This window comes from Pseudomonas sp. GM41(2012) (assembly GCF_000282315.2).
GTDB lineage: Bacteria > Pseudomonadota > Gammaproteobacteria > Pseudomonadales > Pseudomonadaceae > Aquipseudomonas.
The window spans coordinates 2,027,222-2,053,056 of sequence record NZ_AKJN02000006.1; the positions used below are offsets into that span (position 1 = coordinate 2,027,222).

The 25,835-nt window shown below is 60.3% G+C and carries 25 protein-coding genes and 2 pseudogenes; 9 read left to right on the forward strand and 18 right to left on the reverse strand.

Annotation, left to right across the window (positions count from 1 at the left end; translation table 11 throughout):
- Position 1: 1 nt before the first annotated feature.
- Positions 2–625 (reverse strand): glutathione S-transferase, encoded by a 624-nt coding sequence (locus PMI27_RS16685; protein WP_008148330.1) that lies wholly within the window; start codon positions 623–625, stop codon positions 2–4.
- 163 nt (positions 626–788) lie between these two features.
- Between PMI27_RS16685 and PMI27_RS16680 the strand changes: the two genes are divergently transcribed.
- Entirely contained in the window at positions 789–1,583 is a 795-nt protein-coding gene (locus PMI27_RS16680; protein ID WP_008148328.1) for a DUF4349 domain-containing protein, read from the forward strand.
- 153 nt (positions 1,584–1,736) lie between these two features.
- A complete protein-coding gene (locus PMI27_RS16675) occupies positions 1,737–2,060 on the forward strand; it encodes a hypothetical protein (protein ID WP_008148325.1) in 324 nt (107 codons plus the stop codon).
- An 80-nt stretch (positions 2,061–2,140) separates the two neighbouring features.
- Here PMI27_RS16675 and PMI27_RS16670 read toward each other — a convergent pair whose 3' ends face one another.
- Positions 2,141–3,235 carry a DUF1615 domain-containing protein gene (locus PMI27_RS16670; protein WP_008148323.1) on the reverse strand — a complete coding sequence of 365 codons (1,095 nt, stop codon included), beginning with the start codon at positions 3,233–3,235 and terminating at the stop codon, positions 2,141–2,143.
- Positions 3,236–3,430: 195 nt separating this feature from the next.
- On the opposite strand from PMI27_RS16670, the gene PMI27_RS16665 reads away from it, so the two are divergent.
- Positions 3,431–4,960: an FAD-dependent oxidoreductase gene (locus PMI27_RS16665; RefSeq protein WP_008148321.1), complete on the forward strand. Its 1,530-nt coding sequence runs from the start codon at positions 3,431–3,433 to the stop codon at positions 4,958–4,960.
- A gap of 89 nt (positions 4,961–5,049) precedes the next feature.
- Here the strand turns inward: PMI27_RS16665 and hemB are convergent, their stop codons facing one another.
- The 3 genes from hemB to PMI27_RS16650 form a co-directional block, all read right to left on the reverse strand.
- Positions 5,050–6,024: a porphobilinogen synthase gene (gene hemB, locus PMI27_RS16660; RefSeq protein WP_008148318.1), complete on the reverse strand. Its 975-nt coding sequence runs from the start codon at positions 6,022–6,024 to the stop codon at positions 5,050–5,052.
- Between the two features lie 138 nt (positions 6,025–6,162).
- Positions 6,163–7,005: a PhzF family phenazine biosynthesis protein gene (locus PMI27_RS16655; RefSeq protein ID WP_008148316.1), complete on the reverse strand. Its 843-nt coding sequence runs from the start codon at positions 7,003–7,005 to the stop codon at positions 6,163–6,165.
- A 20-nt stretch (positions 7,006–7,025) separates the two neighbouring features.
- On the reverse strand, positions 7,026–7,739 hold the full coding sequence (locus PMI27_RS16650; RefSeq protein ID WP_008148314.1) for a glutathione binding-like protein: 714 nt from the start codon (positions 7,737–7,739) through the stop codon (positions 7,026–7,028).
- Between the two features lie 369 nt (positions 7,740–8,108).
- On the opposite strand from PMI27_RS16650, the gene PMI27_RS16645 reads away from it, so the two are divergent.
- Positions 8,109–8,783, forward strand: a complete 675-nt coding sequence (locus PMI27_RS16645; RefSeq protein WP_008148312.1) for a hypothetical protein — start codon at positions 8,109–8,111, stop codon at positions 8,781–8,783.
- 133 nt (positions 8,784–8,916) lie between these two features.
- Here the strand turns inward: PMI27_RS16645 and mnmH are convergent, their stop codons facing one another.
- Positions 8,917–10,020, reverse strand: coding sequence for a tRNA 2-selenouridine(34) synthase MnmH (mnmH, locus tag PMI27_RS16640; protein ID WP_008148311.1), 1,104 nt, complete (start codon positions 10,018–10,020; stop codon positions 8,917–8,919).
- Positions 10,020–11,054, reverse strand: a complete 1,035-nt coding sequence (gene selD, locus PMI27_RS16635; RefSeq protein WP_008148308.1) for a selenide, water dikinase SelD — start codon at positions 11,052–11,054, stop codon at positions 10,020–10,022. Before selD ends, mnmH begins: the two co-directional genes overlap by 1 nt.
- 242 nt (positions 11,055–11,296) lie before the next feature.
- Between selD and PMI27_RS16630 the strand changes: the two genes are divergently transcribed.
- Entirely contained in the window at positions 11,297–12,253 is a 957-nt protein-coding gene (locus tag PMI27_RS16630) for a nucleoside-specific channel-forming protein Tsx (protein WP_033053199.1), read from the forward strand.
- 184 nt (positions 12,254–12,437) lie between these two features.
- Here PMI27_RS16630 and PMI27_RS16625 read toward each other — a convergent pair whose 3' ends face one another.
- From PMI27_RS16625 to PMI27_RS16620, 3 genes are all read right to left on the reverse strand, one after another.
- Positions 12,438–13,394, reverse strand: a complete 957-nt coding sequence (locus PMI27_RS16625; protein ID WP_008148303.1) for a quinone oxidoreductase family protein — start codon at positions 13,392–13,394, stop codon at positions 12,438–12,440.
- A gap of 28 nt (positions 13,395–13,422) precedes the next feature.
- Positions 13,423–13,596 (reverse strand): DUF1427 family protein, encoded by a 174-nt coding sequence (locus PMI27_RS30445; protein WP_008148301.1) that lies wholly within the window; start codon positions 13,594–13,596, stop codon positions 13,423–13,425.
- Positions 13,597–13,806: 210 nt separating this feature from the next.
- Positions 13,807–14,592 carry an AraC family transcriptional regulator gene (locus PMI27_RS16620; RefSeq protein WP_008152141.1) on the reverse strand — a complete coding sequence of 262 codons (786 nt, stop codon included), beginning with the start codon at positions 14,590–14,592 and terminating at the stop codon, positions 13,807–13,809.
- A 145-nt stretch (positions 14,593–14,737) separates the two neighbouring features.
- Between PMI27_RS16620 and PMI27_RS16615 the strand changes: the two genes are divergently transcribed.
- On the forward strand, positions 14,738–14,965 hold the full coding sequence (locus PMI27_RS16615) for a DUF6555 family protein (RefSeq protein WP_008152143.1): 228 nt from the start codon (positions 14,738–14,740) through the stop codon (positions 14,963–14,965).
- Positions 14,966–15,012: 47 nt separating this feature from the next.
- Here PMI27_RS16615 and PMI27_RS16610 read toward each other — a convergent pair whose 3' ends face one another.
- The 3 genes from PMI27_RS16610 to PMI27_RS16600 form a co-directional block, all read right to left on the reverse strand.
- Positions 15,013–15,177: a metallothionein gene (locus tag PMI27_RS16610; RefSeq protein ID WP_008152144.1), complete on the reverse strand. Its 165-nt coding sequence runs from the start codon at positions 15,175–15,177 to the stop codon at positions 15,013–15,015.
- A 73-nt stretch (positions 15,178–15,250) separates the two neighbouring features.
- Complete coding sequence (locus tag PMI27_RS16605; protein WP_008152146.1) at positions 15,251–15,706, reverse strand: DMT family transporter; 456 nt, start codon at positions 15,704–15,706, stop codon at positions 15,251–15,253.
- Entirely contained in the window at positions 15,706–16,191 is a 486-nt protein-coding gene (locus PMI27_RS16600) for a DMT family transporter (RefSeq protein ID WP_008152148.1), read from the reverse strand. The genes PMI27_RS16605 and PMI27_RS16600 overlap by 1 nt, the downstream gene beginning before the upstream one ends.
- Positions 16,192–16,413: 222 nt before the next feature.
- Between PMI27_RS16600 and PMI27_RS16595 the strand changes: the two genes are divergently transcribed.
- A complete protein-coding gene (locus tag PMI27_RS16595) occupies positions 16,414–17,349 on the forward strand; it encodes a LysR family transcriptional regulator (protein ID WP_008152150.1) in 936 nt (311 codons plus the stop codon).
- A 163-nt stretch (positions 17,350–17,512) separates the two neighbouring features.
- On the opposite strand, the gene PMI27_RS32440 is transcribed toward PMI27_RS16595, so the two are convergent.
- From PMI27_RS32440 to PMI27_RS16585, 3 genes and pseudogenes are all read right to left on the reverse strand, one after another.
- Complete coding sequence (locus PMI27_RS32440) at positions 17,513–18,334, reverse strand: methyl-accepting chemotaxis protein (RefSeq protein ID WP_371922184.1); 822 nt, start codon at positions 18,332–18,334, stop codon at positions 17,513–17,515.
- An 84-nt stretch (positions 18,335–18,418) separates the two neighbouring features.
- Positions 18,419–19,195 (reverse strand): annotated as a pseudogene (locus PMI27_RS32445) (cache domain-containing protein); the annotation flags it as partial.
- A gap of 166 nt (positions 19,196–19,361) precedes the next feature.
- On the reverse strand, positions 19,362–20,678 hold the full coding sequence (locus tag PMI27_RS16585) for a Na+/H+ antiporter family protein (protein ID WP_177327859.1): 1,317 nt from the start codon (positions 20,676–20,678) through the stop codon (positions 19,362–19,364).
- A 1,541-nt stretch (positions 20,679–22,219) separates the two neighbouring features.
- On the opposite strand from PMI27_RS16585, the pseudogene PMI27_RS32450 reads away from it, so the two are divergent.
- Both PMI27_RS32450 and PMI27_RS32455 read left to right on the forward strand, forming a co-directional pair.
- A pseudogene (locus PMI27_RS32450) lies at positions 22,220–22,366 on the forward strand (HAMP domain-containing protein); the annotation flags it as partial.
- A 102-nt stretch (positions 22,367–22,468) separates the two neighbouring features.
- Positions 22,469–23,224 carry a methyl-accepting chemotaxis protein gene (locus PMI27_RS32455; RefSeq protein ID WP_403145802.1) on the forward strand — a complete coding sequence of 252 codons (756 nt, stop codon included), beginning with the start codon at positions 22,469–22,471 and terminating at the stop codon, positions 23,222–23,224.
- 625 nt (positions 23,225–23,849) lie between these two features.
- Here the strand turns inward: PMI27_RS32455 and PMI27_RS16575 are convergent.
- The gene (locus PMI27_RS16575; protein ID WP_008152157.1) at positions 23,850–25,169 is read right to left on the reverse strand and encodes a sensor histidine kinase; all 1,320 of its coding nucleotides are present in this window, start codon (positions 25,167–25,169) and stop codon (positions 23,850–23,852) included.
- Complete coding sequence (locus PMI27_RS16570; protein WP_008152159.1) at positions 25,166–25,834, reverse strand: response regulator transcription factor; 669 nt, start codon at positions 25,832–25,834, stop codon at positions 25,166–25,168. The genes PMI27_RS16575 and PMI27_RS16570 overlap by 4 nt, the downstream gene beginning before the upstream one ends.
- Position 25,835: the final 1 nt, after the last annotated feature.

Sequence of the window (25,835 nt, forward strand, 5' to 3'; positions counted from 1 at the left end):
GTCAATCCGGCCAATGCCGCGCGAAGACCGGTGCCAATGTCGGGTGCCGGTCGATGCGCGTAAGCCAGGCGAAAAACCCGGGCCTTGCACTGCGTAAATACTCGCGGCTGCCCGCCCATCTGGAAACCACTGCCGCCAGCACATCCAGGGCTCCCGGCGTCTCGTCGCCCAGATACAAATCGCCCGAAAACTGATCGGCAAACACCTCCCAACTCCTGTGCAGTCGCGCGCGGGCGCCGGCCATGAGGTTTTGCCTGGACGATTCATCCGCCTCGGCCAACCAGCGTTCGGGGTAGTCGATGATGCCAATCGCCGAATAGCAATTGCTGACGATGTACACCAGGCCGCGAATGGCCTGATCCCGCGCGGCGGTGTTTTTTGGCAGCAGGTTTGATTGGGGGAACGTGAGCCCCAGGTGAATCAGAATCGCCGCGCTCTCAGTGAGAACGCTGCCATCGGGCAATTGCAGCGTCGGAACCTGCTTGAGCGGATTGAGCTTCTCCAGCGCGTGGGTCGCCTCAGGAGAGGATTCAATGTCGATGAAGCGGTAAGGAATTTCGCAAAGCTCCAGTGCCGCTTCTATCGCGGCAGCGCCGGAGTTCTGGTGTCCGTATAGCTGGTACATATCGCGCGCTCCTGGCGAAACGAAAATTGAGTCAGCAGACGAGTGGGCACGAGGCACGTTCCCTGCCATTGGGCCGGGCGATACAGGTAAGATACGCCTCCCAGGCCGCACTCATGACTACCCGTCGCGGTTCAAGCCCTGCTGCACACTTCAAGGAAAGAACATGCGCCAACAGGATGGCGGTCTCGCCCCGTTTCTTCGTCTCTATGGGTTTCTTCTGGCTGGCCTGGCCTTGAGTGGCTGCTCGCCGAGCGAACACTCGTCATCGGCCAGTCTAGCCGGTGAACAAGGACGCGGTGGCGCCATGCTCGCCTATGAGCACGAACTGCGACTGTTGCTGCCCCAGGCACAAATCGGGGCGCGCTTGCAGGCCACACGCGAGGCCTGCGAAACCGCACGCTTCGGGGCCTGTAACGTGCTGCGTATCGAGCAAGGCGCCGGCCGCGCCGAGATCACTTTGCGCATCGCCCCCACTGGCGTCGAACCGCTGGTCACGATGGCGGCCGAGGGTGGGGAACTGGGTCAACGAATTACCAGTGCCGAAGACCTGGCCGATGCCGTGGACGACACTCGTCGGCGCCAAGAGCGGCTCAAGGCTCAGCAGCAACGTCTGGATGAGTTGGCGACCCGCAAAGACATCAGCGTCACGGACCTGATCACCTTGAGCAAAGAGCAGGCCGGGATCGAAAACGACCTGCAAGCCCTGGCCCAGATCGCCGCCGGACACCAGCGCCGACTGGACACCAATCGGGTCACGCTGTCGTTCCTGCCGACCGGCGCCAGCAGTCGCTCGTCGCACCTGAGTCAAGCGTTCAGTAATTTGCTCGACAACCTGGCCGATGGCGCCGCCGACGCGCTGGAAAAACTCAGCTATGCCCTGCCCTTCCTGATTCTGGCCTTCCCGCTGTTCATGCTGTGGGTCTGGTTGTGGCGCAAGTTTGTTCGCCGACGCACGTGAGTCGTTGAACGGAATCATCACGCTCGTGTGGAGCGCGTCGTCCTTCCTATCATTGCCGTCGATGTTCACCATCACGGCAATGAAGTTCTCATATAAAATCCGCGGCGTAACATCAGCTCCAGACCAAACAACTACACCCCGGAGCACACCATCATGAAACGCCAAACTATCCTCAGCATCGCTTTCTCGGTTTTTGCAGTTAACGCTTTCGCCGCTACCTCTGTTCACCCGGTTGTCGCTGAAGGCGGCTCGGATCGTCTGATTGAAAGTCGTGTGGCAGAGGGTGGTTCGGATCGTTTGATCGAGAATCGCGTCGCTGAAGGTGGTTCCGATCGTCTGATCGAAAACCGCGTCGCTGAAGGTGGTTCGGATCGTCTGATCGAGAACCGCGTCGCTGAAGGTGGCTCGGACCGTCTGATCGAGAATCGCGTCGCTGAAGGTGGCTCGGACCGTCTGATCGAAAGCCGCGCTGTATAAATGAATGGTTTTACCGCAGTACTCAATGAAAAACCCGGCCTTATCAGCCGGGTTTTTTTACGCCTGTTTTTTGCGCTCGGTCACTTGCCGGCACGCGCCATGCAGCGTTGATAGCGCTCATCGACCCGCTTGGCAAACCACGCCGTGGTGAGTTTGCGGGTGATTTTCGGGCTTTGCAGCGCAATCCCCGGCAACACCGCACGGGGTAATGGCCGACCTTCCGCCTGTTCGGCCAGGGCGAAAACCCGCGCATAGAGCTGGGTGTCCTCGAATTCGAAGTTTTTGCCCTCCTCCAATTGGTCCCGAATGGTCGGATTGCGCATACCCAGTCGCTTGCCGAGGGTGCGCACCGCCAATTCCGTGGTGCCAGGCATGATCGAATCGTAGCGGACCAGGTCACCATCCAGCGCCAGCGGTATGCCCGACGCGCGACTCACTGCGTTCTGAAACGCGGCATTGCGACTGGCGTACCAACCAGCATTGAAATCGGCAAAGCGATACAGCGGTTGTTTGTAGCTCACCGGATAACCGAGCAAGTGGGCGATACCAAAGTACAGGCCGCCTCGACGACTGAACACTTCATGGCGGATCGAGCCGGCCACCGGGTACGGATACGCCTTCGCCTGTTGCTCGGCGAAATCGATGCTGACCTGCATCGGCCCACCGGTGTGCACCGGGTTGAACCCACCGAACAGCGTCCGGCCCATGGGCACCATGCCGATGAAGTCATCGAAGATCGCGCTGAGCTCTTTCTCGCTGCGCGCCGCATTGAGTCGGTCGCTGTAGCTTTTGCCATTGGATGAACTCACCTGCAGCGCACCGCTCACCAGCAGGCCGGGAATGTGGGCTTTGTCGGCACGGCGGTCGATCTCCTCGCGGGCGATTTTGCCCAGGCCCGGTACCGGTGGGTCCACCTGAAAGGTCGACTCCTGCTCGGTGACCGCCAGTACCGAGCACAGGTTTTGGGTGGATGGATAAATGTTCTGGGCAGCAAATGCTGCGTAAATATCGGTAGCCCAGCCCTGGCGATCGGCGGTTTGGGCCGGCAGCAGGCGCACGATCTCGGCCTTGACCTCGGCAGGCTTGCGCGCAGGGAGCTCTTGTGTGCGCTGAGTGCCGCAACCTGCCAGCACCAGCAGCGCGGCGACGCTCATCATCAATCGATTGGCTTGCATGTTGCTCCATCAAATCCGTTGAGCCGGGGTAACCATACGATCAATGGCATGGCGCAGGCTATGACTGTGGCTGCCGTGCCCTGTTCCGCGTTTTGGCTTAACTGATCGGCGGAGGCCTTTTTCCGTTTGGCAGACAACCTGCCCGTCCGTCGCGGCTGAACCATACTTGAGCCACACACCGAGGAGGACAGTCTCATGAACCGTAGCGACGTTCTGATCATCGGCGCCGGCCCGACCGGACTGGTGTTGGCGCTGTGGCTGAGCAAGCTTGGCGTGCAAGTGCGCATCATCGACAAGACGTCGGCACCCGGAACCACGTCGCGGGCGCTGGCCGTCCAGGCTCGGACGCTGGAGCTATATCGCCAGCTCGACCTCAGCAATGCGGTGGTGCAGAACGGTCATCGAGTGGCCGCCGCCAATTTCTGGGTCAAGGGCGAACCCGTGGCGCGCATGCCGCTGAGCCGCATCGGCGAAGGTCTGACGCCCTATGCGTTCCTCGAAATCTTTCCTCAGGACGAACACGAACGGCTGCTGATAGACCGCCTCGAAGCCTTTGGCATCAAGGTGGAGCGCAACACAGAACTTGAGAGTTTCGTGGAAACCGGTGACGGCATCACCGCCTATTTGCGCTTGGCCGATGGTCAGGAGGAAACCTGCCAGGCCTGCTATCTGGCGGGTTGCGACGGTGCCCGGTCGATCGTGCGCAAGACCCTGGACACCGGATTTCCCGGTGGCACCTACCAGCAGATTTTCTACGTCGCCGACGTGCAAGCCAGCGGGCCGACGTTCAATGGCGAACTGCATGTGGATCTTGATGAAGCGGATTTTCTCGCGGTGTTTCCCTTGGGCGGTGAAGGCCGCGCCCGTCTGATCGGCACCGTACGCGACGAGCGCGCCGAGCAAGCCGAAACCCTGCAATTTGAAGACGTCAGCAGCCGAGCCATCGAGCATATGAAAGTAAAGATCGAGAAACTGAACTGGTTCTCGACCTACCGCGTGCATCATCGGGTGGCGGATCATTTCAGCACCGGGCGCGCGTTTCTATTGGGTGACGCCGCCCACGTCCACAGCCCCGCCGGTGGCCAGGGCATGAACACCGGCATTGGCGATGCCATCAACCTCGCCTGGAAACTCGCGGCGGTGTTGAGCGGCGGCGCTGAAGCCAAACTCCTCAATACTTACGAAACCGAGCGTATCGCGTTTGCCCGCAAACTGGTCGCCACCACGGATAGGGTGTTCACTTTTGTCACGGCCGAAGGGCGCATGGCCGATGTGCTGCGCACACGTCTGGCGCCGTTCGTGATTCCGAAAATGGCATCGTTTGAGGCGTCCCGCGAGTTCCTGTTTCGCACGGTGTCGCAGATCACCCTGAATTATCGCGGGATGCCGTTGAGCACGGGCGTTGCCGGTCATGTTCACGGTGGCGACCGCCTGCCTTGGGCTCACGACGGTGAGGGGGACAATTTCGAATCGCTGAAGTGTCTGACCTGGCAGGTGCATGTGTATGGCGACACCAGCGACGAAATGATCGCCTGGTGCCACGAACATCATTTGCCGTTGCATGTGTTTGACTGGCGGCCGGCGTTTGAAGCGGCTGGCCTGGGGCGTAACGGGTTTTACCTGTTGCGGCCGGATACGTATGTGGCGATTGCCGACAATTCTGCCGATCCCAAGGTGATCGAGCGGTACTTCCGGGATCACGGGATCAGGCCGTTTTTCGGCTGAGGATCAAAAGATCGCAGCCTGCGGCAGCTCCTACAGGTGTACTCAATTTCCTGTAGGAGCTGCCGCAGGCTGCGATCTTTTGATCTTGATCAGATCCCGGCCAGCGCCAAGTCCATTGCGAAATAGGTAAAGATCAGATCCGCCCCGGCCCGCTTGATCGCGCCAAGGCTCTCACGCACCACGCGATCTTCATCGATCGCCCCGGCCTGGGCGGCGAATTTGATCATCGCGTATTCGCCGCTCACCTGATACGCCGACAGCGGTAAACGCGAGGCTTCACGGATATCGCGGATGATGTCCAGGTAGGCGCCGGCCGGTTTGACCATCAGCGCGTCGGCGCCTTCCTGCTCGTCCATCAGTGATTCGCGCACGGCTTCACGGCGGTTCATCGGGTTCATCTGATAGCTTTTGCGGTCGCCCTTGAGTGCGCTGCCGCCGGCTTCACGGAACGGACCGTAGAGCGCCGAGGCAAACTTGGTCGAATAGGCCATGATCGCGGTCTGGTTGAAACCCGCGTCATCGAGCGCCCGGCGAATGGCCTGAACCTGCCCGTCCATGGCGGCCGACGGGGCGATCACATCGGCACCGGCACGGGCCGCGGCCACCGCTTGTTTGCCGAGATTGATCAGGGTCTGGTCGTTGTCGACCTCATGGTTGTGCAGCACGCCGCAATGACCGTGGTCGGTGTACTCACAGAAGCAGGTGTCGGACATCACGATCATGTCCGGCACGGCGTCCTTGGCGATGCGCGACATGCGCGACACCAGACCGTTGTCGCTCCAGGTGTCGCTACCGTTGCCGTCCAAATGGTGCGACACGCCGAACGTCATCACCGACTTGATCCCGGCGCGGGCATAACGCTCGATCTCACCCGCCAGTTTCGACTCCGGAGTACGCATCACACCGGGCATGCTTTTGATCGGTACGAAGTCGTCGATCTCTTCCTCGACGAAAATCGGCAGCACCAGATCGTTCAAGCTGAACTCGGTTTCCTGGAACAGGCTGCGCAGGCTCGCATTGCGGCGCAGGCGGCGTGGACGTGCTTCGGGGAACTGACTGGACATGTGGATTTCCTGAAAAACGGAGGACGAGACGAAAGTCGTAGGGGTCGAAGCTTATGCCTTGCAAGGCGCGGGGTACAAACCTCGATCGCTCAAGACTGCGTTACCGCGACAGCAACAATCGCGCGCAGTTAACGCAGGTCACAGATTCAAGGTTCCGCTGATGCAGGTCACCACCGCGCCGCCGATCCAGATCTCGTCACCCACTTGCTCGACCTGAATGCGTCCGGCGCGGCCCATGGTCAGGCCCTGGCTGACCACATAGGACGCCGGCGCCAGTCCTTCGCTGAGCAACCATTGGGCAATTCCTGCGTTCAGGCTTCCGGTGGCGGGATCTTCCGGCATGCCGTCGCCGGAGATGAACGCCCGCACTTCGAACTGTGCGTCATCACCCTCGCGCTCGGGATGCCATGGCGCGATGACACCGACGGCCAGGCCAAGCATTTGCGAATGATCCGGTTGCAGGTCCAGCACCTGCTGGCGATCCTCGACCATCACGGCCAGCCATCCGGCACCGTTGTCGACCCACTGAGTGCGCACAATCGCCCCCGACTCCAGCCCGAGCCCCCGTCGCACCCGTTCCACCACATCCGCCTCCACCGGCCCGGTCCTGAGCAATGGCGGTGCGAGAAAGGCCAGCTCTGCCCCTTGTCGACGAACCCGCACCAGCCCCACGCCGCACTCCTGAATGATCTCTTCGCCCTTGGGCACGCCACCGGCCTCCAGCCACGCATGGCAGGTGCCCAGTGTCGGATGACCGGCGAACGGCAATTCGTTCAGGGTGGTGAAGATCCGCACGCGATAATCGGCGCGAGGATCGCGCGGTTCGAGTATGAATGTGGTTTCGCTGAGGTTGGTCCAGCTGGCGAACGCCGCCATGCGCTCATCACTGAGCTCATCGGCGCCGAACACCACCGCCAACGGATTGCCCTTGAGCGCAACACGGCTGAAGACATCTACTTGCTTGAAATCGAATGAGTGCATGGCCTTCCTTGGTTTCTTGATCAAATCAAAGCGTTTTGCTTGGGAATTTCCAGCCCGCGCATCACCGCCGGCCGCTTCAGAAAGCGCTCCAGCACCCGCGTGACGTTGGTGAAGTCATTTATGCCCACCAGCTCGCCGGCCTCATAGAAGCCGATCAGGTTGCGCACCCAGGGGAAGGTCGCGATGTCCGCGATGGTGTAGCGCTCGCCCATGATCCAGTCGCGCCCTTCCAGGCGGTTATCGAGGACATTGAGCAGGCGTTTGCTTTCATCGACGTAGCGGTCGCGGGGACGTTTGTCCTCGTAGTCCTTGCCGGCAAATTTGTTGAAAAAACCGAGCTGGCCGAACATCGGCCCGATACCGCCCATCTGAAACATCAGCCACTGAATGGTCTCGTATCGCGCCGCCGATTCCTGGGCCAGCAATTGCCCGCTCTTGTCGGCCAGGTAAATCAGAATCGCCCCGGACTCGAACAGCGCCAGGGGTTGGTCCCCCGGACCGTGGGGGTCGAGGATGGCGGGGATCTTGTTGTTGGGGTTCAGTGAAAGAAATTCGGGGGACATCTGATCTTGGGTGTCGAAGCCCACCCGATGCGGTTCGTAGGGCAGTCCGATCTCTTCGAGCATGATCGACACCTTGACGCCGTTGGGGGTCGGCAAGGAGTAAAGCTGGATCCATTCGGGGTATTGAGCCGGCCATTTTTGGGTAATCGGGAACGCGGACAGATCGGTCATGGGAAGCATCCACATGGAAAAGTAGACGCTGATCATAATGTAGGGTTGCCGAAGGCTGCGATCCTTTGGCGTTATCAATATTGATGATGAGCAGGATCAGAAGATTGCAGCCTGTGAATGGCGCCAACACGTGTACCGTGTCCATAAATAGGCAACATTCTGTCGATAACCTCTGGTCCAACCCGTCTCAGGTTGCTGCTACAGTGCTGCGCACTTGCTCGGATCGAACCAAATGGGCTTCAGAGGACTCTGAGCTTCGCCCTTTCGGAAACGGACCGGCCCAACGACATGGAAAACACCCGACGCAGGGAGCTCGCGGTGTAAAGGTTTGTCAGCCTTAACCGAATACGCTGAAGATCACCTATTCAAATGATGAACCTTTTGAAATTCGCCAAACGCTTCAAGTACCGCGCGTATGTCGTCCTGCCCTCCCTGTTGGCGGTCTGCGCGCTGTTCCTGTTCCTTGAGTCCAGCGAAAGCCGCGCCCAACCGGCGGACGGTACCCAGACGCTGGTGTTCCTGCGCCACGCGGAAAAACCCGAAGGCGGCCTCGGCCAGCTCAACTGCCAGGGCCTGAACCGTGCCATCGACCTGGCCACCTTGCTGCCGGAAAAATTCGGCAAGGCCAACTATGTATTTGCCGCCAACCCGACGCGCAATGTCGAAGAAGGCGAACTGGACAATTCCTACAGTTACATCCGTCCCCTGATAACCATCAGCCCCAGCGCGATCAAGCTTGGTTTGCCGGTGAACATCAACTTCTCGGCCAACGACACCAGCGATCTGGCCGATGAATTGCTCCTCGACAAGTATCACAACTCGGTCATCTACACCGCCTGGTCCCACGGCTACCTGCCGGAGCTGATCAACAAGGTCGCAGAGGAGGCCGTCGGCAAGAAACAGAACATCATCGACGACTGGGAATCCAACGACTACGACTCGCTGTACGTGCTCACCCTGACCTGGCACAACGGCAAGGCCAGTGTGCAGAGCCACGCCTACAAGCAAGGTCTGAATAACGGTTCGCAGACCTGTCCAACATAAGCTTTTAGAGATTTGGCGCCTGTCAGGGCCTCATCGCGAGCAGGCTCGCTCCCACATTTTGACCGAGTTTATTCAGACAACTTGGCATAATGTGGGAGCGAGCCTGCTCGCGATGGGGCCGGAAAAAACACCATCAACTTCGTTGACTGACCCGCTCTCGCAGATACTCAAGGACGGCAGCCCGCTCCCCGGCGAATTCAATGCGCCCCCCTTTCTTCTCCCGCTGAAACGCATACATCGGGTCGTAATACTCGCGAAGCAACCCTTCGATCCAGCCCCGGTGCAAGTCCACTGCCCCGCTGCTCGCCTGCTCCGCCAGCGCGTATTCCATCAACATCAACATCCGCCGGTGGCGCTCACCGCCCAGACGTTTCTGCACATTGTTCAGGCTCTCCAGCAAACGCTCGGAAAACAGCGCGAAGCCTTCATCGCCATGCACACCGATAAACTCGGCACACAAGTCCACCACGTAATCGCGCAGGATCCGTTCGACCCGCCCTTCCAGGCTGTCTTCCAGCCAGACCATCGGAAACTGCTGCATGCCCTGAAACAGCGGCAACGGCAGCGCACAACTGCCGATCGCGCGGCTCTCGTCTTCCAGCACAAACTGCTCGATGCCGTTGGCGCGCTTCTTCAGCACGTCCACTGCCAGGCGGTTTTCAAAATCGATGTTGGAGGGTTGGCCAGTGGCGCGTTTACCGAAACTGGAGCCGCGATGATGGGCGTGACCTTCAAGGTCCAGCCCGTTGCGCAACTGCGTGAGCACTTCGGTTTTGCCGGTGCCGGTCATGCCGCCCAGCAAGACGAAATCACACTGGTCGACCGCCTGATCGAGCGTGTCGAGCAAGAAGGTACGCATCGCCTTGTAGCCACCACCCACTCGCGGATAGTCGATGCCCGCTTCGTCCTTGAGCCATTGCTGGACGATCTGCGAACGCAAACCGCCGCGAAAACAATACAAATACCCATCAGGATGAGCCCGGGCAAAATCGGCCCAGGCCTGGACGCGCTCGGCTTTTATCTCGCCGGACACCAACTGGTGCCCCAGCGTAATGGCCGCTTGCTGACCGTGTTGCTTGTAACAAGTGCCGACCCGTTGCCGCTCATGGTCGTTCATCAGCGGCAGGTTGATCACGCCGGGGAATGAGCCTTTGAGAAATTCGACCGGCGCACGGGCATCCATCATCGGTCGGTCGTTGAGAAAAATGTCGCGGTAATCGGTGAATTCGATGGACATCAAAACACCTCAACCGCGTTCGTCTGTCGCTCGATCAGTTCACCGATCGGCTCAAGGGTCAGGCCCAGCTCAGCGGCCACTTTGAGGAAGTGTTCGTTGCCTTCGGGGGTGACCGCAACCAGCAGGCCACCGCTGGTCTGCGGATCGCAGAGCACGCGTTTGTGCATTTCCTGAAGACGCCCAAGCTTGCTGGCGTAGCTGTCGAAGTTGCGCAACGTCCCGCCAGGCACACAGCCTTGGTCGAGGTAATACTCGACACCCGGCAGACGCGGTACGCGGTCGTACTCGATGCGCGCGGTCACGTTGCTGCCGTCGGCCATTTCCACCAAATGCCCCAGCAGACCAAAACCGGTGACGTCGGTCATCGCGGTGACGCCTTCGAGTTTGCCGAAACGGCTGCCGGGTTTGTTCAGGGTGCACATCCAGTCGCGGGCCAGGCCGATGTCGGCGTCGCGCAATTTGCCCTTCTTCTCGGCGGTGGTGAGGATGCCGATGCCCAGCGGTTTGGTGAGATAAAGCAGGCAACCGGCGGTGGCGGTGTCGTTGCGTTTCATGTGGCGCTTTTCCACCAGACCGGTCACAGCGAGGCCGAAGATCGGCTCCGGCGCGTCGATGGAGTGTCCACCGGCCAGCGGAATGCCCGCTTCATCGCAGACCGAACGCCCGCCGCGAATCACTTCCCGGGCAATCTCCGGCGCCAGTACGTTGACCGGCCAACCCAGGATCGCAATCGCCATCAACGGATCGCCGCCCATGGCGTAGATGTCGCTGATGGCGTTGGTGGCGGCGATGCGGCCGAAGTCGAACGGGTCGTCGACGATCGGCATAAAGAAATCGGTGGTCGAGACCACGCCGCGTTCTTCATCAATGGCGTACACCGCCGCGTCATCGCGTGAGGCGTTGCCGACCCAGAGTTTCGGGTCAAGGTTCTGCGCCCCGCTGCCGGCCAGAATCACTTCCAGCACCTGGGGAGAAATCTTGCAGCCACATCCGGCACCGTGGCTGTATTGGGTCAGACGAATCGGTTCGCTCATGGGGGGCACATCTCGTGAAGTCAGTGCCGAAGAGTCTACATCAACGTCGTCTCCCCCGAGGCCCCACCAATCGTTGACCGAAAGGACAGTTAAACCAGCAATTCCCTAACCTTTTCCATACCTTGAGCAAAACTGGTATGCCTTGTGCAAACGTTTGCGAGTCGCTGATACAAGCGTTTTCGCTACAAAACAGCGCAAGCCCGAAGAACCGGGCCCTCGATCCGCACGAAAAGGGACTTTTAATGCACCGCACGTCCAGCCGCGTGACTTGCTCGCGCACTTTTGCTGTTTCCTTGCTGCTGGCCAGCGTTACAGGACTACTCAGCAGCACCGTTTTGGCGCAACCCGCTCCCGCCGAAGAATCTGCCCAAGGCGAAAGCCTCAGCCCCGAAGCCAGCCCACCGAAAAAAGGTGTGTACCTCTCGGACTGGTTCAATCAGGACCTGACCGTCATCGGCAGCAAAGACATCAGTTTCGGCCCGCAACCGGCCGACGATATCTACCTGGAATACGAGTACTTCGGGCGCAAGGGGCCGTTCGAGTTGTACGGCTACATCGACATTCCGAAGATCTTCGACATCGGCAACAGCCATGACAAAGGCGTGTGGGACCACGGCTCCCCGGTGTTCATGGAGCACGAACCGCGAATCTCCATCGATTACCTCGCCGGCCGCAGTCTGGCCATCGGGCCGTTCAAGGAATGGTACGTGGCCTTCGACTGGATCTACGACCACGGGAGTAACAGTGCCAACCGCGCCAATACGCTGTACAGCGGTTTGGGCACCGACATCGAGACCCATTCGCGGGTGAACCTGTCGGCCAACTTCTATGGGCGCTACCAGTGGGAAAACTACGGCGCCAGCAACGAATATTCATGGGACGGCTATCGCGCCCAACTCAAATACATCGTGCCAATCAGCAGCTTCAGCAACGGCGCCTCACTGACCTACATCGGGTTCACCAACTTCGACTTCGGCTCGGACCTGCACAAGGACAACCCGGCCCGTACTGCCAACGCCACGGTGGCCACCAACGTGTTGCTGTACTCGTTCACCCACTTGCGTTTCACCCTGGTCGGCCGTTATTTCCACAACGGCGGCAACTGGGAGGATGGTAGCGAATTGAATTTTGGCGACGGTAACTTCCGCGCCCGTTCCGACGGCTGGGGTTACTACGCTGGCGTGGGTTATCAGTTTTAAGACCTGTTTGAATCAGGAGGAGATTTTGAAGAACGGGTCGGCGTGGGAGAACGGTGTTCCCGAGGTTTGAGTTTGGCTTGAGGACGCTATCGCGGGCAAGCCTTGCTCCTACAGGTTATGTGTCGACGGTGATTATTTTGATCGACACCAAACCTGTAGGAGCAAGGCTTGCCCGCGATGCTTTTTACGGCAACAAAATCACCTTGTCACCACTGCCTTGGCTCACCTCGGCATACCGCTCCAGCCCTTCTGCCAACGGCGATTCAAACAAACCCTCGGGCAACGGCAACAAGCCCTGATCGAAGAACGTGCCGAACTGATCAAGCATCGCCGCACACGCCTGGACGCCGTACAGCAACGAGTTGATCCCCACCACCGAACCGCCCTTGCGATACAGCGCCAGGGCCGGCAATTGCACCATGCCGTCCACCGGTGCGGCGATGATCGCGATGCGACCGAACGCGGCCAGCGCCGGGACCGAGGCTGGCAGCCAGAAACCGGTGGTGTCGAAAATCACATCAGCGCCGCCGGCATACACGGCATTTACCTGAGCGCCAAGATCCTCGGGTTTATCCAGTTGCAGCGTCTGATACCCCTGGGCCTGCAAATCCTTGATCTGTTCCGGCCGCCGCGCCGCTGCCAGTACTTGAGCGCCACGCACCTTGGCCAGCGCCAGTGCCGCAGTGCCAACCGCCCCGCCACCGATCACCAGCAACCGGGTTTCGGTCGTCACCCCACTGCGCTCCAACGCATCCCACGCCGTGGTGTATGGCACACCGAGGCTGGCAGCCTGGGCAAAACTCAGATGGGTCGGCTTTTTCGCCACGCCATTGGCCGGCAGTTTGACGAATTGTGCATGGGAGCCATCGGCGAAAAAGCCCAGTTCACGGCCGGTGCCCCAGACTTCCTGACCGATCAGCGCCTGCGGGCCTTCAACAACCACACCGGCGAAGTCACGACCGGGAATCCGCGGCAGTGTGGTGTAGGGAAAACGTCCCAGAACATTCTTCACATCGCTGGGGTTGAGGCCGGCCGCCTTGATCTGGACCAGCACTTCATCATGGCCGGGGACGGGGGTGGGAACCTCAACGTAGCGCAGGGCCGAGAGGTCACCGGTCTTGTCGAATTGCAGTGCTTTCATGAGCGTTTCCCTCGAATGAATAAACGGTTCAGGAGATCCAGCCAGCCACCAGTTGCCGGCCCATTGGCCACAACTTTTCACCGGCCAACATGCCGAGCAGCCCTACCAGCGCGATGGCCGGCGGTGCGGGGGAACGAAAATCCAGAGCGCCGTAGAGCAAACCGACGCCCAGACCGATGACCAATGAGATGAGAAAGCTCATGGCAGACTCCGTGGCTAATTAAGGTATGCCCGGAGTCTAAAGATCGGTAGCGACGAGCACCGGCCAAGTGCTTCTGAATATCGGCCAAAACACCAATGCCGGATCCAAGGCAAACGTGTAGGAGCTGCCGCAGGCTGCGATCTTTTGATCTTGTTTCTTAAAGGGCAACATCAAAAGATCGCAGCCTGCGGCAGCTCCTACAGGTTTTCGTCAGGGTTGGGATTGGCGTTGGCTCGCGGAAAACTGCGAAGGCGCGACACCCAGTTCCCGCCGAAACATGTCGCTGAAGCTGCTCGGTGAATAACCCAGCTCCCGGGCAATCGCACTGACCGGCACGCCCTGGATCAACTCTGCCACCGCGGTCGCCAATTGCACCTGGCGCCGCCACTCGGCGAAGCCCATGCCCAGACCGTCCTTGAACAGCCGCGCCAGGGTACGCACGCTGGCACCGGCGTTTTCGGCGTGTTGTTCGAAGGCAATGTCCAGCGATGGCGCGGCCATGACTGCCTGGCACAGGTTCATCAGGCGTCGGTCGGAATCATCCGGCAAGGGGATTTTCAGCAGCGAGCGCCTGGCTCGCCTAAGCTCCAGCAGCGCCAGGCCGACCAGCGCTTCGTAATACTCGGGCGCGCCATCGTCGCCCTGCTCCACCAGCCCGACGATCAGCTCACGCAGCAGTCCGCCGACTTCGATCACCTGGACCGTGTCGTCCAGCGTCGCCGCCAATGAGGGCCGCAAATAGATGTTGCGCATCTGTAAATCCGACACCACGCGAATCCCGTGGGGCACACCTGGCGGCAGCCACACCGCTCGTTGCGGCGGCACCACCAGCGCTTCATGGGGCGTCTCGACCCACATCACCCCGCTCATTGCATACAGCAACTGCCCCCAGACATGTTCATGCGGCTCGATGTACAAGCCGCGCGGATAGGTGCGCGCCAGCGGTTGCACGGGCACATCGGTGTCACTCAGGTCTGGAGGGGCGGCAAGGGCCATGGGCAGCAATCATTGGGGGTTTCAGAGATTGCATGGTAACGAGCCACGGGGCATGTCGCTACGGGCGGCATCCATCTGACAATTCGACTGAATTTTCCGTAACCCCAACGATCCTTGTAATACCACAGGGAGGAATATGGGCTTTATGAACAACGCAAAACTTTTCGTCATTGAATACACCCTTCATGGCGCGCCCAAGTCTTTCATCATCCGCCTGGACAAGATGGATAACGCGGAGGCTTGGCATTGGGCAAGTTGCGACGCGGGGGTCGGACGAATCCCTCGCTTCGGCCGAGAGAAGGTGCAAAAAACCAGCAAGCCGATGGCCGAGAAATTCGGCGTGGAAAACGTCAAGTGGCGGCCGGCAAATTGAAATGAAAGTGGAGCCCGATCAGGCTCCACCTTTTTTTGGATGAGTGGTCAGCGTTGGGCGCACTTGCAGCCCTTGCTGGCACATTCTTCGCCATGTTCATGGTGCTTGGCGCAGGCTTCACAGCAATAGTGCTTGCCGTGGCGCGCGATCGGATGTTCGCCCAGTTTGCACTTGCATTTGGGGCAGTCGCAGATACTTTCACTGTCGATCATGAGTCTGACTCCATGGGTTGTGGTCGTCCGGGTCTGGCAAATGCGACCCGTACCACCAGTGTAGGAGCTTGCGTCAGCCCTGCCGGGTACTGCTGCGATACATAAACAGCAACGCCAACGCGAGACACACCATCGCCAGTATCCGGCTGCTGGACAACTCGATCGCCGGGTTGCCCAGCCAGCCGAAGTTATCGATCAACATTCCCATCCCCAGTTGCCCGACGATCACCGCCACCGTCGCCACCGCCGTGCCGACCCGCGGCACCGCGCCAACCATCACCATCATGTACACCACCCCGAACAGTGCGCCGCTGAGCTGCCATTTCGGCACGTCCAGCAAACTCACGGCATGGGTCGGTTCGAAAAACAGGATCAGTAGCCCGGTGGTGACTGCACCGACCACGAAGGTCAGCAAACTGCTGCGCAACACACCCACCGTTTCGCCCAAACGGCCATTGATCGCCGCCTGGATACTCAACACCGCACCGGCCGCCACGACCACCGCCAACAAAATAATCAGATTCATCATCAACCCCGAGCGATCAGAACAAGTGCCGCGACAATCAGCAACAAGGCCAGCCAGCGTTCACCGTTGACCTTTTTGCGGGTAGCGCCGAACCAGCCGAAGTGGTCGATCAACACGCTTTTGCCGACCTGCCCGGAGAGGATCGCGATCATGGTCATGGCAATGCCGATGTGCGGCGTGGCCAAGGTCAGCACGATCACGTACATCGGCCCCAGGAACCCACCGATCAACTGCCAGCGCGGCAGCTCATTCAAGGCAGGGCCCTGTTGCCGACCACTGAACAGCAACAGCAAAAACAGAATCGCCGAGCCGACACCGAAGATGCTCAAGGTGGCCCACAAGTGCCCGACCTGAACCCCGAGCGGCCCGAGCAAACCGGCCTCCACGGACAGGCCCATGCCGGCCAAAATCACCAGTGGCAGCAGCAACAGCCGCAGCCCTGGTTGGGTCGCTGGCGTTTCAGCGATGTCGATTGAAGAAGATTGCATAACGAAAACCTGCCAGTTATCAGATGAACACGGCCCTCTGTAGGAGCAAAGCTTGCTCGCGAGACGGTGTGTCAGACGCCGAAGATGTCGACTGACACACCGTCTCGCGAGCAAGCTTTGCTCCTACAGGGGTGGTGGCGCGCATTATCGGCTGGCGATCCTTTGCGATAAATGGGAGCATCCTGACAACACTTTTGCGCAACTCGCACAGCAGGATTCCTCATGCATGGCCTCAACGAACTGGGATTCAAGGCACTTCGGTTGTTTGTAGCGGTGCTGGATCACGGCAGTTTTTCCGAAGTGGCGCGCCGCGAAGGACTGGCACCCTCTTCGATTTCCCGGCAGATCCAATTGATGGAGCAAGCCCTGGGCCAGCAATTGCTCTACCGCCACACCCGCGCCGTCTCGCCCACCGAAGCCGGGCGCATGCTCGGTCATCACGCGCGGCTGGTGCTGGTGCAACTCGAAGAGGCCGAACAGGCCTTGCAGGAACAGCAAAGCGAACCGAGCGGACTGGTGCGGATCAATGCGCCAGTGGTGTTCGGTCAGCGACACTTGACGCCGTGGCTGGCACGGCTCTGTGAGCGCTACCCGAAACTGCAACTGGATATCCAGCAGACCGACAGCTACGTCGACCCGCTACAGGAAGGCGCCGACCTGCTGTTTCGCATCGGCCCGCTGCACGATTCGAGCATGCAGGCGCGGATTCTGGCGCCCCATCGTTTTCAAGTCGCCGCGAGCCCAACCTATCTGGAACGTCACGGCACGCCGCAACACCCCGAAGAACTGGCCGCGCATCAGTGCCTGGCCTACAAGGGCGTGACCGGCCAGCAACGCTGGTTTTTCCGCAAGGATCAGCAGGACTGGACGCCCTGGTCGGTGAAGGGGCCGATCACCGGCAACCACGCCGACACCCTGACCCAAGCCGCCGAACAAGGTTTGGGGCTGGTGATGTTTCCGTCGTGGCTGATTGGTGAGGCGGTGCGCAACGGCACGCTGGTGCCGGTGCTCGGGGCGTATCAGGTGTCCAACAGCCTTGAGCCGCAGCAGATTGCGGTGCTGTGGCCTGGAAGCCGACGGTTGTCGGTGAAGGTCAGGACGGTGATTGATTTTTTCGTGGAATGCTTCGGCGCGGTGCCCTACTGGGACAGACCGTAGAGACCAAGCCGAACTCGGTACTGTGGCGAGGGGGCTTGCCCCCGTTCGAGTGCGCAGCGCTCGCAAGCTTTTGGGGCCGCTGCGCAGCCCAACGGGGGCAAGCCCCCTCGCCACACAAGCCCCCCTTTCCACACAAGCTCGTTCGCCACAAAGGCACCGTCAGTCAGATTCGGAACTGGCCCACCAGTTTGCCCAGGCGTTGACCGAGGTCGGCCAGGCTGCGGGACGTCTGGGCGCCGAGTTGGGTTTCGTCGGCGACACTGTCCACGGCCACAGCGATCTGATGCACGCTGCGGTTGATCTCTTCGGCCACGGCGGTCTGCTCTTCGGCAGCGCTGGCTATCTGCGCGTTCATCGAGTTGATGGTGCCGATCAACTGGGCCATGGTGTCCAGCGATGCACCCGCTTCGTTGGCCTGGGCTGACGTGCCGTCGCCGGCCTCGCTGGAACGGCGCATCGCTTCCACCGCCGACTGAGTGCCTGCCTGCAAGCGATCGATCATGCCCTGGATTTCCTGGGTGCTGATTTGCGTGCGACTGGCCAGCGCTCGAACCTCGTCGGCCACCACGGCAAAACCACGACCGGCTTCACCGGCGCGGGCGGCTTCGATGGCGGCGTTGAGCGCCAGCAGGTTGGTCTGCTCGGCAATCGAACGGATCACCCCAAGCACGCTGACAATCGACGACACGTCTTTTTGCAGACTGTCCAGTGACACGCCACTGCTGCGAATGTCGTCCACCAACGCATGAATTTTCACAATGCTGCCGGCCACCACACGCTTGGCAGCCTGGCCTTCTTCGTCGGTCTGCTGGGCAGCCACCGCGGCGTTTTGCGCACTTTTCGCCACTTCCTGAGCAGCGGCAGACATTTGGTTGATCGCCGTGGCGACCTGATCGGTCTCGTGACGCTGACGCTCCATGGCCTGATCCGAGCGCTGCGCCTGGTCGGAGACCTGATTCACCAGCCCGGTCAGTTGCGAGGTCATTTCGGTGATCTGGCGCACCAGGCCGTGGATCTTGTCGACGAAGCGGTTGAACGAGCCGGCCAGCTCGCCGAGTTCGTCCTGGCTGGTGATGGTCAGGCGACGCGTCAGGTCGCCCTCACCCGCCGCGATGTCATCAAGGTTGGCTTTCATCAGGTTCAGCGGACGCAGGATGGTGTTGGCCAGCAGCATCCCGGCGGCGGCAATCACCAACAGCACCACGGCGGCAATCCCGACGATGCTCAGCACCACGCCTTGCATGCGCTCCTGAACCTTGATTTCGACCAGCGCCACTTGCGCTTCGATGCCGTCGAGGTTGACCGAGGTGCCGACCGCCATGTCCCACTTCGGCAGGTATTCGGTGTAGCCGAGTTTCGGCACCAGCACTTGGGTGTTGCCGGGCAGCGGCGAGCTGTATTGCAGGTAGTGGGTGCCGTCCTTGGCGACTTTCACCAGGTCACGGTTGACGTAGACGCCGTTCGGATCGCGGTTGTCCTTGAAGCTCTGGCCCACGCCTTCAGGGCTGTTGGCCTTGAACAGGCGCACGGTGTTGGAGTCGTAGCCGAAGAAGTAGCCGTCCTTGCCGTAGGTGATGCTCGACAGCAACTTGACCACCTGGGCCCGCACCGCGTCATCACCGGGGGCGGCTGCGTCGTAGAGTGGTTTGATCGTGGTCATGGCCACGGCGACGTAGCTTTGCAGCGTTGCCTTGGCATCGCTGAGCAGGCGCTGGCGAGTTTCCTCGACTTCCTTGCGGGCCTGCTCCTGCAGAATGAACAACGTGGTCAGGCTGATGACCAACGCAAAGAGCAACACCGGGAGGACGGCAAGGGACAGGACTTTAGCCTTCAGGCTCATGCGCATGACGGTTCACTCTTTTGATTTTATTGGCGTGGTTAAAGGCTTTAACGGCACGCCAACAAAAAACTGTAGGAGCTGAGCTTGCTCGCGATTCAGGCACCGCGGTTTATCAGGCACACCGCGTAATCGTTCATCGCGGGCAAGCCACGCTCCCACAGGGGAAATGTGTTTAGAGCACCATCGCCGCCACCCAGCCGAACGCCAACAGCGGCAGGTTGTAGTGCAGGAAGGTCGGGACCACGGTGTCCCAGATGTGGTGATGCTGGCCGTCGATGTTCAGGCCCGAGGTCGGGCCGAGGGTCGAGTCCGACGCTGGCGAACCGGCATCGCCCAGCGCACCGGCAGTGCCGACGATGCACACAATCGCAATCGGGCTGAAACCCAACTGTACGCACAACGGCACAAAAATCGCTGCCAGGATCGGCACTGTGGAAAACGACGAACCGATGCCCATGGTCACCAACAGTCCGACCAACAACATCAGCAACGCGCCAATGCCTTTGCTGTGGCCGATCCACGAAGCCGAGGCTTCGACCAGTGTCTGCACCTCACCGGTGGCTTTCATCACCTCGGCAAAACCGGAGGCAGCAATCATGATGAAACCGATCATCGCCATCATCTTCATGCCTTCGGTGAACAGGTCGTCGGTTTCACGCCACTTCACGATCCCCGACACCGAAAAAATCAGAAAGCCTGCCAGCGCACCGATGATCATCGAGTCCAGCAACAGCTGAATGATGAACGCCACCGCGATGGCCAGACCGGCGACCATCAGGCTCAGCGGGTTGTACTGCACCGCGACCTGTTCGACTTGCTCGATCTTTTCCAGATCGTAGACGCGCTTCTTGCGGTAGCTGACAAACGCAGCCGCGAGCCCGACGACCATGCCCAAGGCCGGAATCCCCATGGCATGGGTGACGTTGATGCCGCTGATGTCCACCCCGCTACGGGCGACGTTGGCCAGCAGGATTTCATTAAGGAAGATGTTGCCGAAGCCCACGGGCAAGAACATGTACGGCGTAATCAGGCCGAAGGTCATGACACAGGCGATCAACCGGCGATCCAGTTGCAGCTTGGTCAGCACATATAAAAGCGGCGGCACCAGCAGCGGAATAAAGGCGATATGTATCGGCAGAATGTTCTGCGAAGCGATGGCCACCACCCACAGCAAACCGATCAACAGCCATTTGACCTGACGGCCGCCGCTGGCGTGCTGGCGATCGACCATCAGCAAGGCTTTGTCTGCCAGGGCGTGTGCCAGGCCAGACTTGGCAATGGCCACTGCGAAAGCGCCGAGCAATGCGTAGGACAACGCGACCGTCGCACCGCCGCCGAGGCCGCTGTTGAAGGCTTTGAGTGTCGCGTCGATGCCCAGGCCACCGGTCAAACCACCCACCAGAGCGCCCACGATCAGCGCGATTACGACGTGCACGCGGGACAGGCTGAGGATCAGCATGACGCCGACCGCGGCAATTACAGCATTAATCATCGTTACCTCAAGGCAAACGGAAAGAGTCCGGCCGGCAGTCTGCAAAGAGCCGCCAGCGGATTAAATGAGAGGGTTTTATTAGAGGGCGCGCACTGTGCCGCAGAGTCGGCCCAGTGTCAAAGCGCATGGGCCTGGGGGATGTGTAACGGGTTGTGATGAACCCTGTGGCGAGGGGATTTATCCCCGTTCGGCTGCGAAGCAGTCGCAAACCTGACAATTCGGTATGACTGACGGAATTGCAGGGGGCCGCTTCGCGACCCAACGGGGATAAATCCCCTCGCCACAAAGGCAGCCGACCAACGGAGTTTCATCATTCAGGAACTACCATAAAGAAAGCCGAATCGCGGCCGCTACAGTGCAAAGTCTCAGATATTTATCGAATAAAGGACGTCTCCATGTCGCTCAGACAACTTTCCATTCAATGGAAAATCACCCTGTTGGCCGGGCTGTGCCTGGCCGGCATCGTGACCCTGCTGGTGGGTCTTTCGCTGTATCGCATGGAGCACAGCTCCGAGATGGTGAAAGCATCCAGCATGGAGATGCTCACCGAAGCTGCCCAGGCCCGGATCGAATCCCAGGGTGAAAACCAGGCGCTGGGGATTCGCCAGCAGTTCATGGATGCCTATCAATATGGCCACGGCTTTTCGCGTCAGGTGCTGTTCCTGCGCGAGCAGGCCGAGAAGCGCTTTCTCGATGCCTTTGACCTGCGTGAAGACCTGACCCGTCAGGTCAAGTCAGCCCTGCAAGCCAACCCGGAACTGCTCGGCCTTTCGCTGGTGTTCGAAGCCAACGCGCTGGACGGCAAGGACGATCTGTTCGCCGGCCAAGCCGAACTGGGCAGCAACGACAAGGGCCGTTTCGCGCTCTATTGGTCGCAGCCTGTACCTGGCAAGGTGACGTCGATGGCGCTACCGGAAAGCGACATGGCCGACACCAGCACCGGCCCGAGCGGCGAACCGGCCAACGCCTGGTTCACCTGCCCGCGCACAACCCTCAAGCCCTGCGTGATCGAACCCTACTTCTACGTGATCGACGGCCAGAACGTGCTGATGACCAGCATCGTTTTCCCGCTGATGGTCAACGGCAAGGTCATTGCTTCGCTGTCGGTGGACATCAACCTCAACAGCCTGCAAGCCGTCAGCCAGGGTGCGAGCAAGAAGCTCTATGACGGCCAGACCAACGTCAGCATCATCAGCCCGGTCGGTTTGCTGGCCGGTTATAGCCCGGACGCCAGCAAGCTCAGCCAGCGCCTGGACACCGTGGACAAGACCAACGGTGCCGAGCTGATCCGCATGCTCGCCGCCAGCAGCAAGACCGAAAGCCTGCACAACAATCAACAGCTCAAAGTGCTGTCGCCGTTCCAGCCGATTCCAGGTGGCAAGTCCTGGGGCGTGTTGCTCGAGGTGCCGGAGAAAGTCCTGGTCGGCCCCGCCGAAGCGTTGAAAAAGCAACTCGATGAAAGCAACACCGCCGGCACCCTGGTCGAACTCGGCCTGGGTGTGCTGGCCGCGTTGATTGGCCTGTTGCTGGTGTGGCTGATGGCCCGCAGCGTGACCAAACCGATTCTGGGTGTGGCGCACATGCTCGAAGACATTGCCAGCGGCGAAGGCGATCTGACCCGCCGCCTGGCCTACGACAAAAAGGACGAACTCGGTCAATTGGCCGGCTGGTTCAACCGCTTCCTCGACAAGCTGCAACCGATCATCGCCGAGGTCAAACGCTCGGTGCAGGACGCACGCAGCACGGCGGATCAGTCGTCCGCCATCGCCACCCAGACCAGCGCCGGCATGGAGCAGCAATACCGTCAGGTGGATCAGGTCGCTACCGCTTCCCACGAAATGAGCGCTACCGCCCAGGACGTCGCTCGCAGTGCAGCTCAGGCGGCACAGGCAGCGCGGGATGCGGATCAGGCCACCCGTCGCGGTCTGACCGTGATCGACCGCACCACCGCCAGCATCGACAACCTCGCCGCCGACATGAGCGCGGCAATGGTTCAAGTCGAAGGCCTGGCGGCCAACAGCGAGAAGATCGGTTCGGTGCTGGAAGTGATCCGGGCCATCGCCGAGCAGACCAACCTGCTGGCGCTGAACGCCGCCATCGAGGCCGCTCGTGCCGGTGAAGCCGGACGCGGTTTTGCCGTCGTGGCCGATGAAGTGCGCAACCTGGCACGCCGGACCCAGGAGTCTGTCGAAGAAACCCGCCTGGTGATCGAGCAATTGCAGAGTGGCACTCAGGACGTGGTCGGCTCGATGAACAACAGCCATCGTCAGGCTCAGGGCAGTGTCGAACAAGTGGGTCAGGCGGTGACGGCGTTGCGCCAGATTGGTGAGGCGGTGACGGTGATCAGCGACATGAACTTGCAGATCGCCAGTGCCGCGGAAGAGCAAAGCGCCGTGGCCGAGGAGATCAACAACAACGTGGCGACGATTCGGGATGTGACGGAGTCGCTGTCGGGGCAGGCCAATGAATCGGCGCGGGTGAGTCAGTCGCTCAATAGCCTGGCGAATCAGCAGCAGAGTTTGATGGATCAATTCCGCGTCTGAAAACCACCCCTCACCCTCACCCTAACCCTCTCCCCAAGGGGTAGAGGGGACTGACCGAGTTGGTTTTTAGATATTCTGCGACCGAGGAAATAGCGTCGAACTCAGGATTAGAAGCCAATGGATATCTGCTCCCTTTCCCCCTCTCCCCACTGGGGAGAGGGCTGGGGTGAGGGGTGGCTTTCAGCGTCAACGCTTGGGTAATCCGATCAGCTTGATGGATCAGTTCCGCGTCTGAAAACCACCCCTCACCCTAACCCTCTCCCCAAGGGGTAGAGGGGACTGACCGAGTTGGTTTTTAGATATTCTGCGACCGAGAAAACAGCGTCGAACTCGGGATTAGAAGTCAATGGAGATCTGCTCCCTTTCCCCCTCCCCCACTGGGGAGAGGGCTGGGGTGAGGGGTGGCTTTCAGCGTCAACGCTTGGGTAATCCGATCAGCTTGATGGATCAATTCCGCGTCTGAAAACCACCCCTCTCCCCAAGGGGTAGAGGGGACTGACCGAGTTGGTTTTTAGATATTCTGCGACCGAGAAAATAGAGTCGAACTCGGGATTAGAAGCCAATGGAGATCGGCTCCCTTTCCCCCTCTCCCCTCTGGGGAGAGGGCTGGGGTGAGGGGTGGTTTTCAGCCTGAACGCTTAGGCAACTCAATCACCACCCTCAACCCACCCCACCCACTCTCCTCCAGCCGCAACACCCCGCCCCACGTATCGACGATGTCCCGCACAATCCCCAATCCCAACCCATGCCCATCCGTTTGTTCATCAAGCCGAGTACCCCGGCTGAACACCTGATCGCGCTGGTTTTCCGGAATCCCCGGCCCATCGTCTTCCACGCTTAACTCAAACCCTTCGGCCTTCTCGACCACGCTCAACCGAACCTCGGCATCCGCCCATTTGCAGGCGTTGTCCAGCAGGTTACCGAGCAGTTCGAGCAAATCCTCGCGATCCCAAGGCAGTTGCAACCCCTTCGGCGCCCTATAGCTGAGGTCCAGATGCTCGCCATGAATCATGTTCAACGTCGCCAGTAACCCAGGCAATTCAGCATCGCAATCAAACAGTGCCCCTGGCAGCGCATCGCCGGATAACCGTGCGCGATTGAGTTCGCGATTGAGTCGCTGCTGGACCTGTTCCAGCTGCGCCTTAATGACCTTGCGCAGTTCCGGCTGCGCATCGAGCTTCTCGCTTGAGGCCAGGCTCAACAACACCGCCAGCGGGGTTTTCAAGGCGTGGCCGAGGTTGCCCAGCGCATTGCGCGAACGCTTGAGGCTGTCTTCGGTGTGCGCCAGCAAATGGTTGATCTGCGCCACCAGCGGTTCAAGCTCTACCGGCACCTGATCATCGAGTTGCGAGCGCTGGCCCTGCTGCAACTGGGCGATCTGCTCACGTGCCTTTTCCAGCGGGCGCAAGGCGCGGCGCACGGTGATCCGTTGCAGCAGCAGAATCAGCAGCAGCCCCGTCAGCCCAAGGCCCAATCCGACTTGACGCATACGCTGGAAACTCTCGCGCACCGGCGTGTAATCCTGGGCCACGCTGATCGAAATCGATTGGCCGAGCCGTCGATAGTCTGAACGCAGCACCAGCAATTGCTGGCCTTCCGGCCCCAATTGCAGGTTGCTGTGCAGGCCGGCATGGTCGAGGCGTGGCAGTTCCTGATCCCATAGCGAACGGGAGCGCCAATGGCTGTCGGCAAAATCGATGCGGAAGTAATGCCCGGAAAACGGTCGCTGATAGGCCGGCGACAGGTGTCGCTCATCCAGCTGCAAACCCTGCGGCCCACGCACCAGCGCCACCAGCAGGTTTTCACTGTCGTCGCGCAGCCCGGCTTCGAGGTAGCGCTGCAAACCCATTTCGAACAGCCACAGGCTGGTCTGCGCCAGCACCAGGCCGACGATCACCATCACGCTGATCAGCCCTAGGCTCAAGCGGCGCTGGATCGACCTCACTGGGCTTGCCCGCCGAACAGGTAACCCTGGCCGCGACGGGTTTCGATGACGCTGCGCCCGAGTTTGCGCCGCAGGTGGTTGACGTGGACTTCGAGCACGTTGGAATCGCGCTCGGTTTCACCGTCGTAGAGGTGTTCGGCGAGATGGCTTTTGGACAGAATCTGCTCGGGGTGCAGCATGAAATAACGCAGCAGGCGGAATTCAGCGGCGGTGAGCTGGATGTCGGCGCCGTCGCGGGTCACGCATTGGCGGCCTTCGTCCAGGTGCAATCCGGCAGCCTTGAGCGTCGGCTGGTTGGCATGACCATGGGAACGGCGCAACAGCGCCTGGACACGCAAGTGCAGCTCTTCGGGGTGGAAAGGCTTGGTCAGGTAATCGTCGGCGCCGGCCTTGAGGCCTTCGATTCGTTCGGCCCAGGAATCACGGGCGGTGAGGATCAGCACTGGCGTCGACAGGCCAGCGGCCCGCCATTGCGTCAGCACGTCGAGCCCTGGCAAACCCGGCAGGCCGAGGTCGAGGATGATCAGGTCATAAGGCTCGCTGCTGCCCTGATACACCGCGTCGCGACCATCGGCCAGCCAGTCCACGGCGTAACCCTGACGGTTGAGGCCGGCCATCAGTTCGTCGGCCAGCGGTACATGGTCTTCCACCAGAAGCAAACGCATC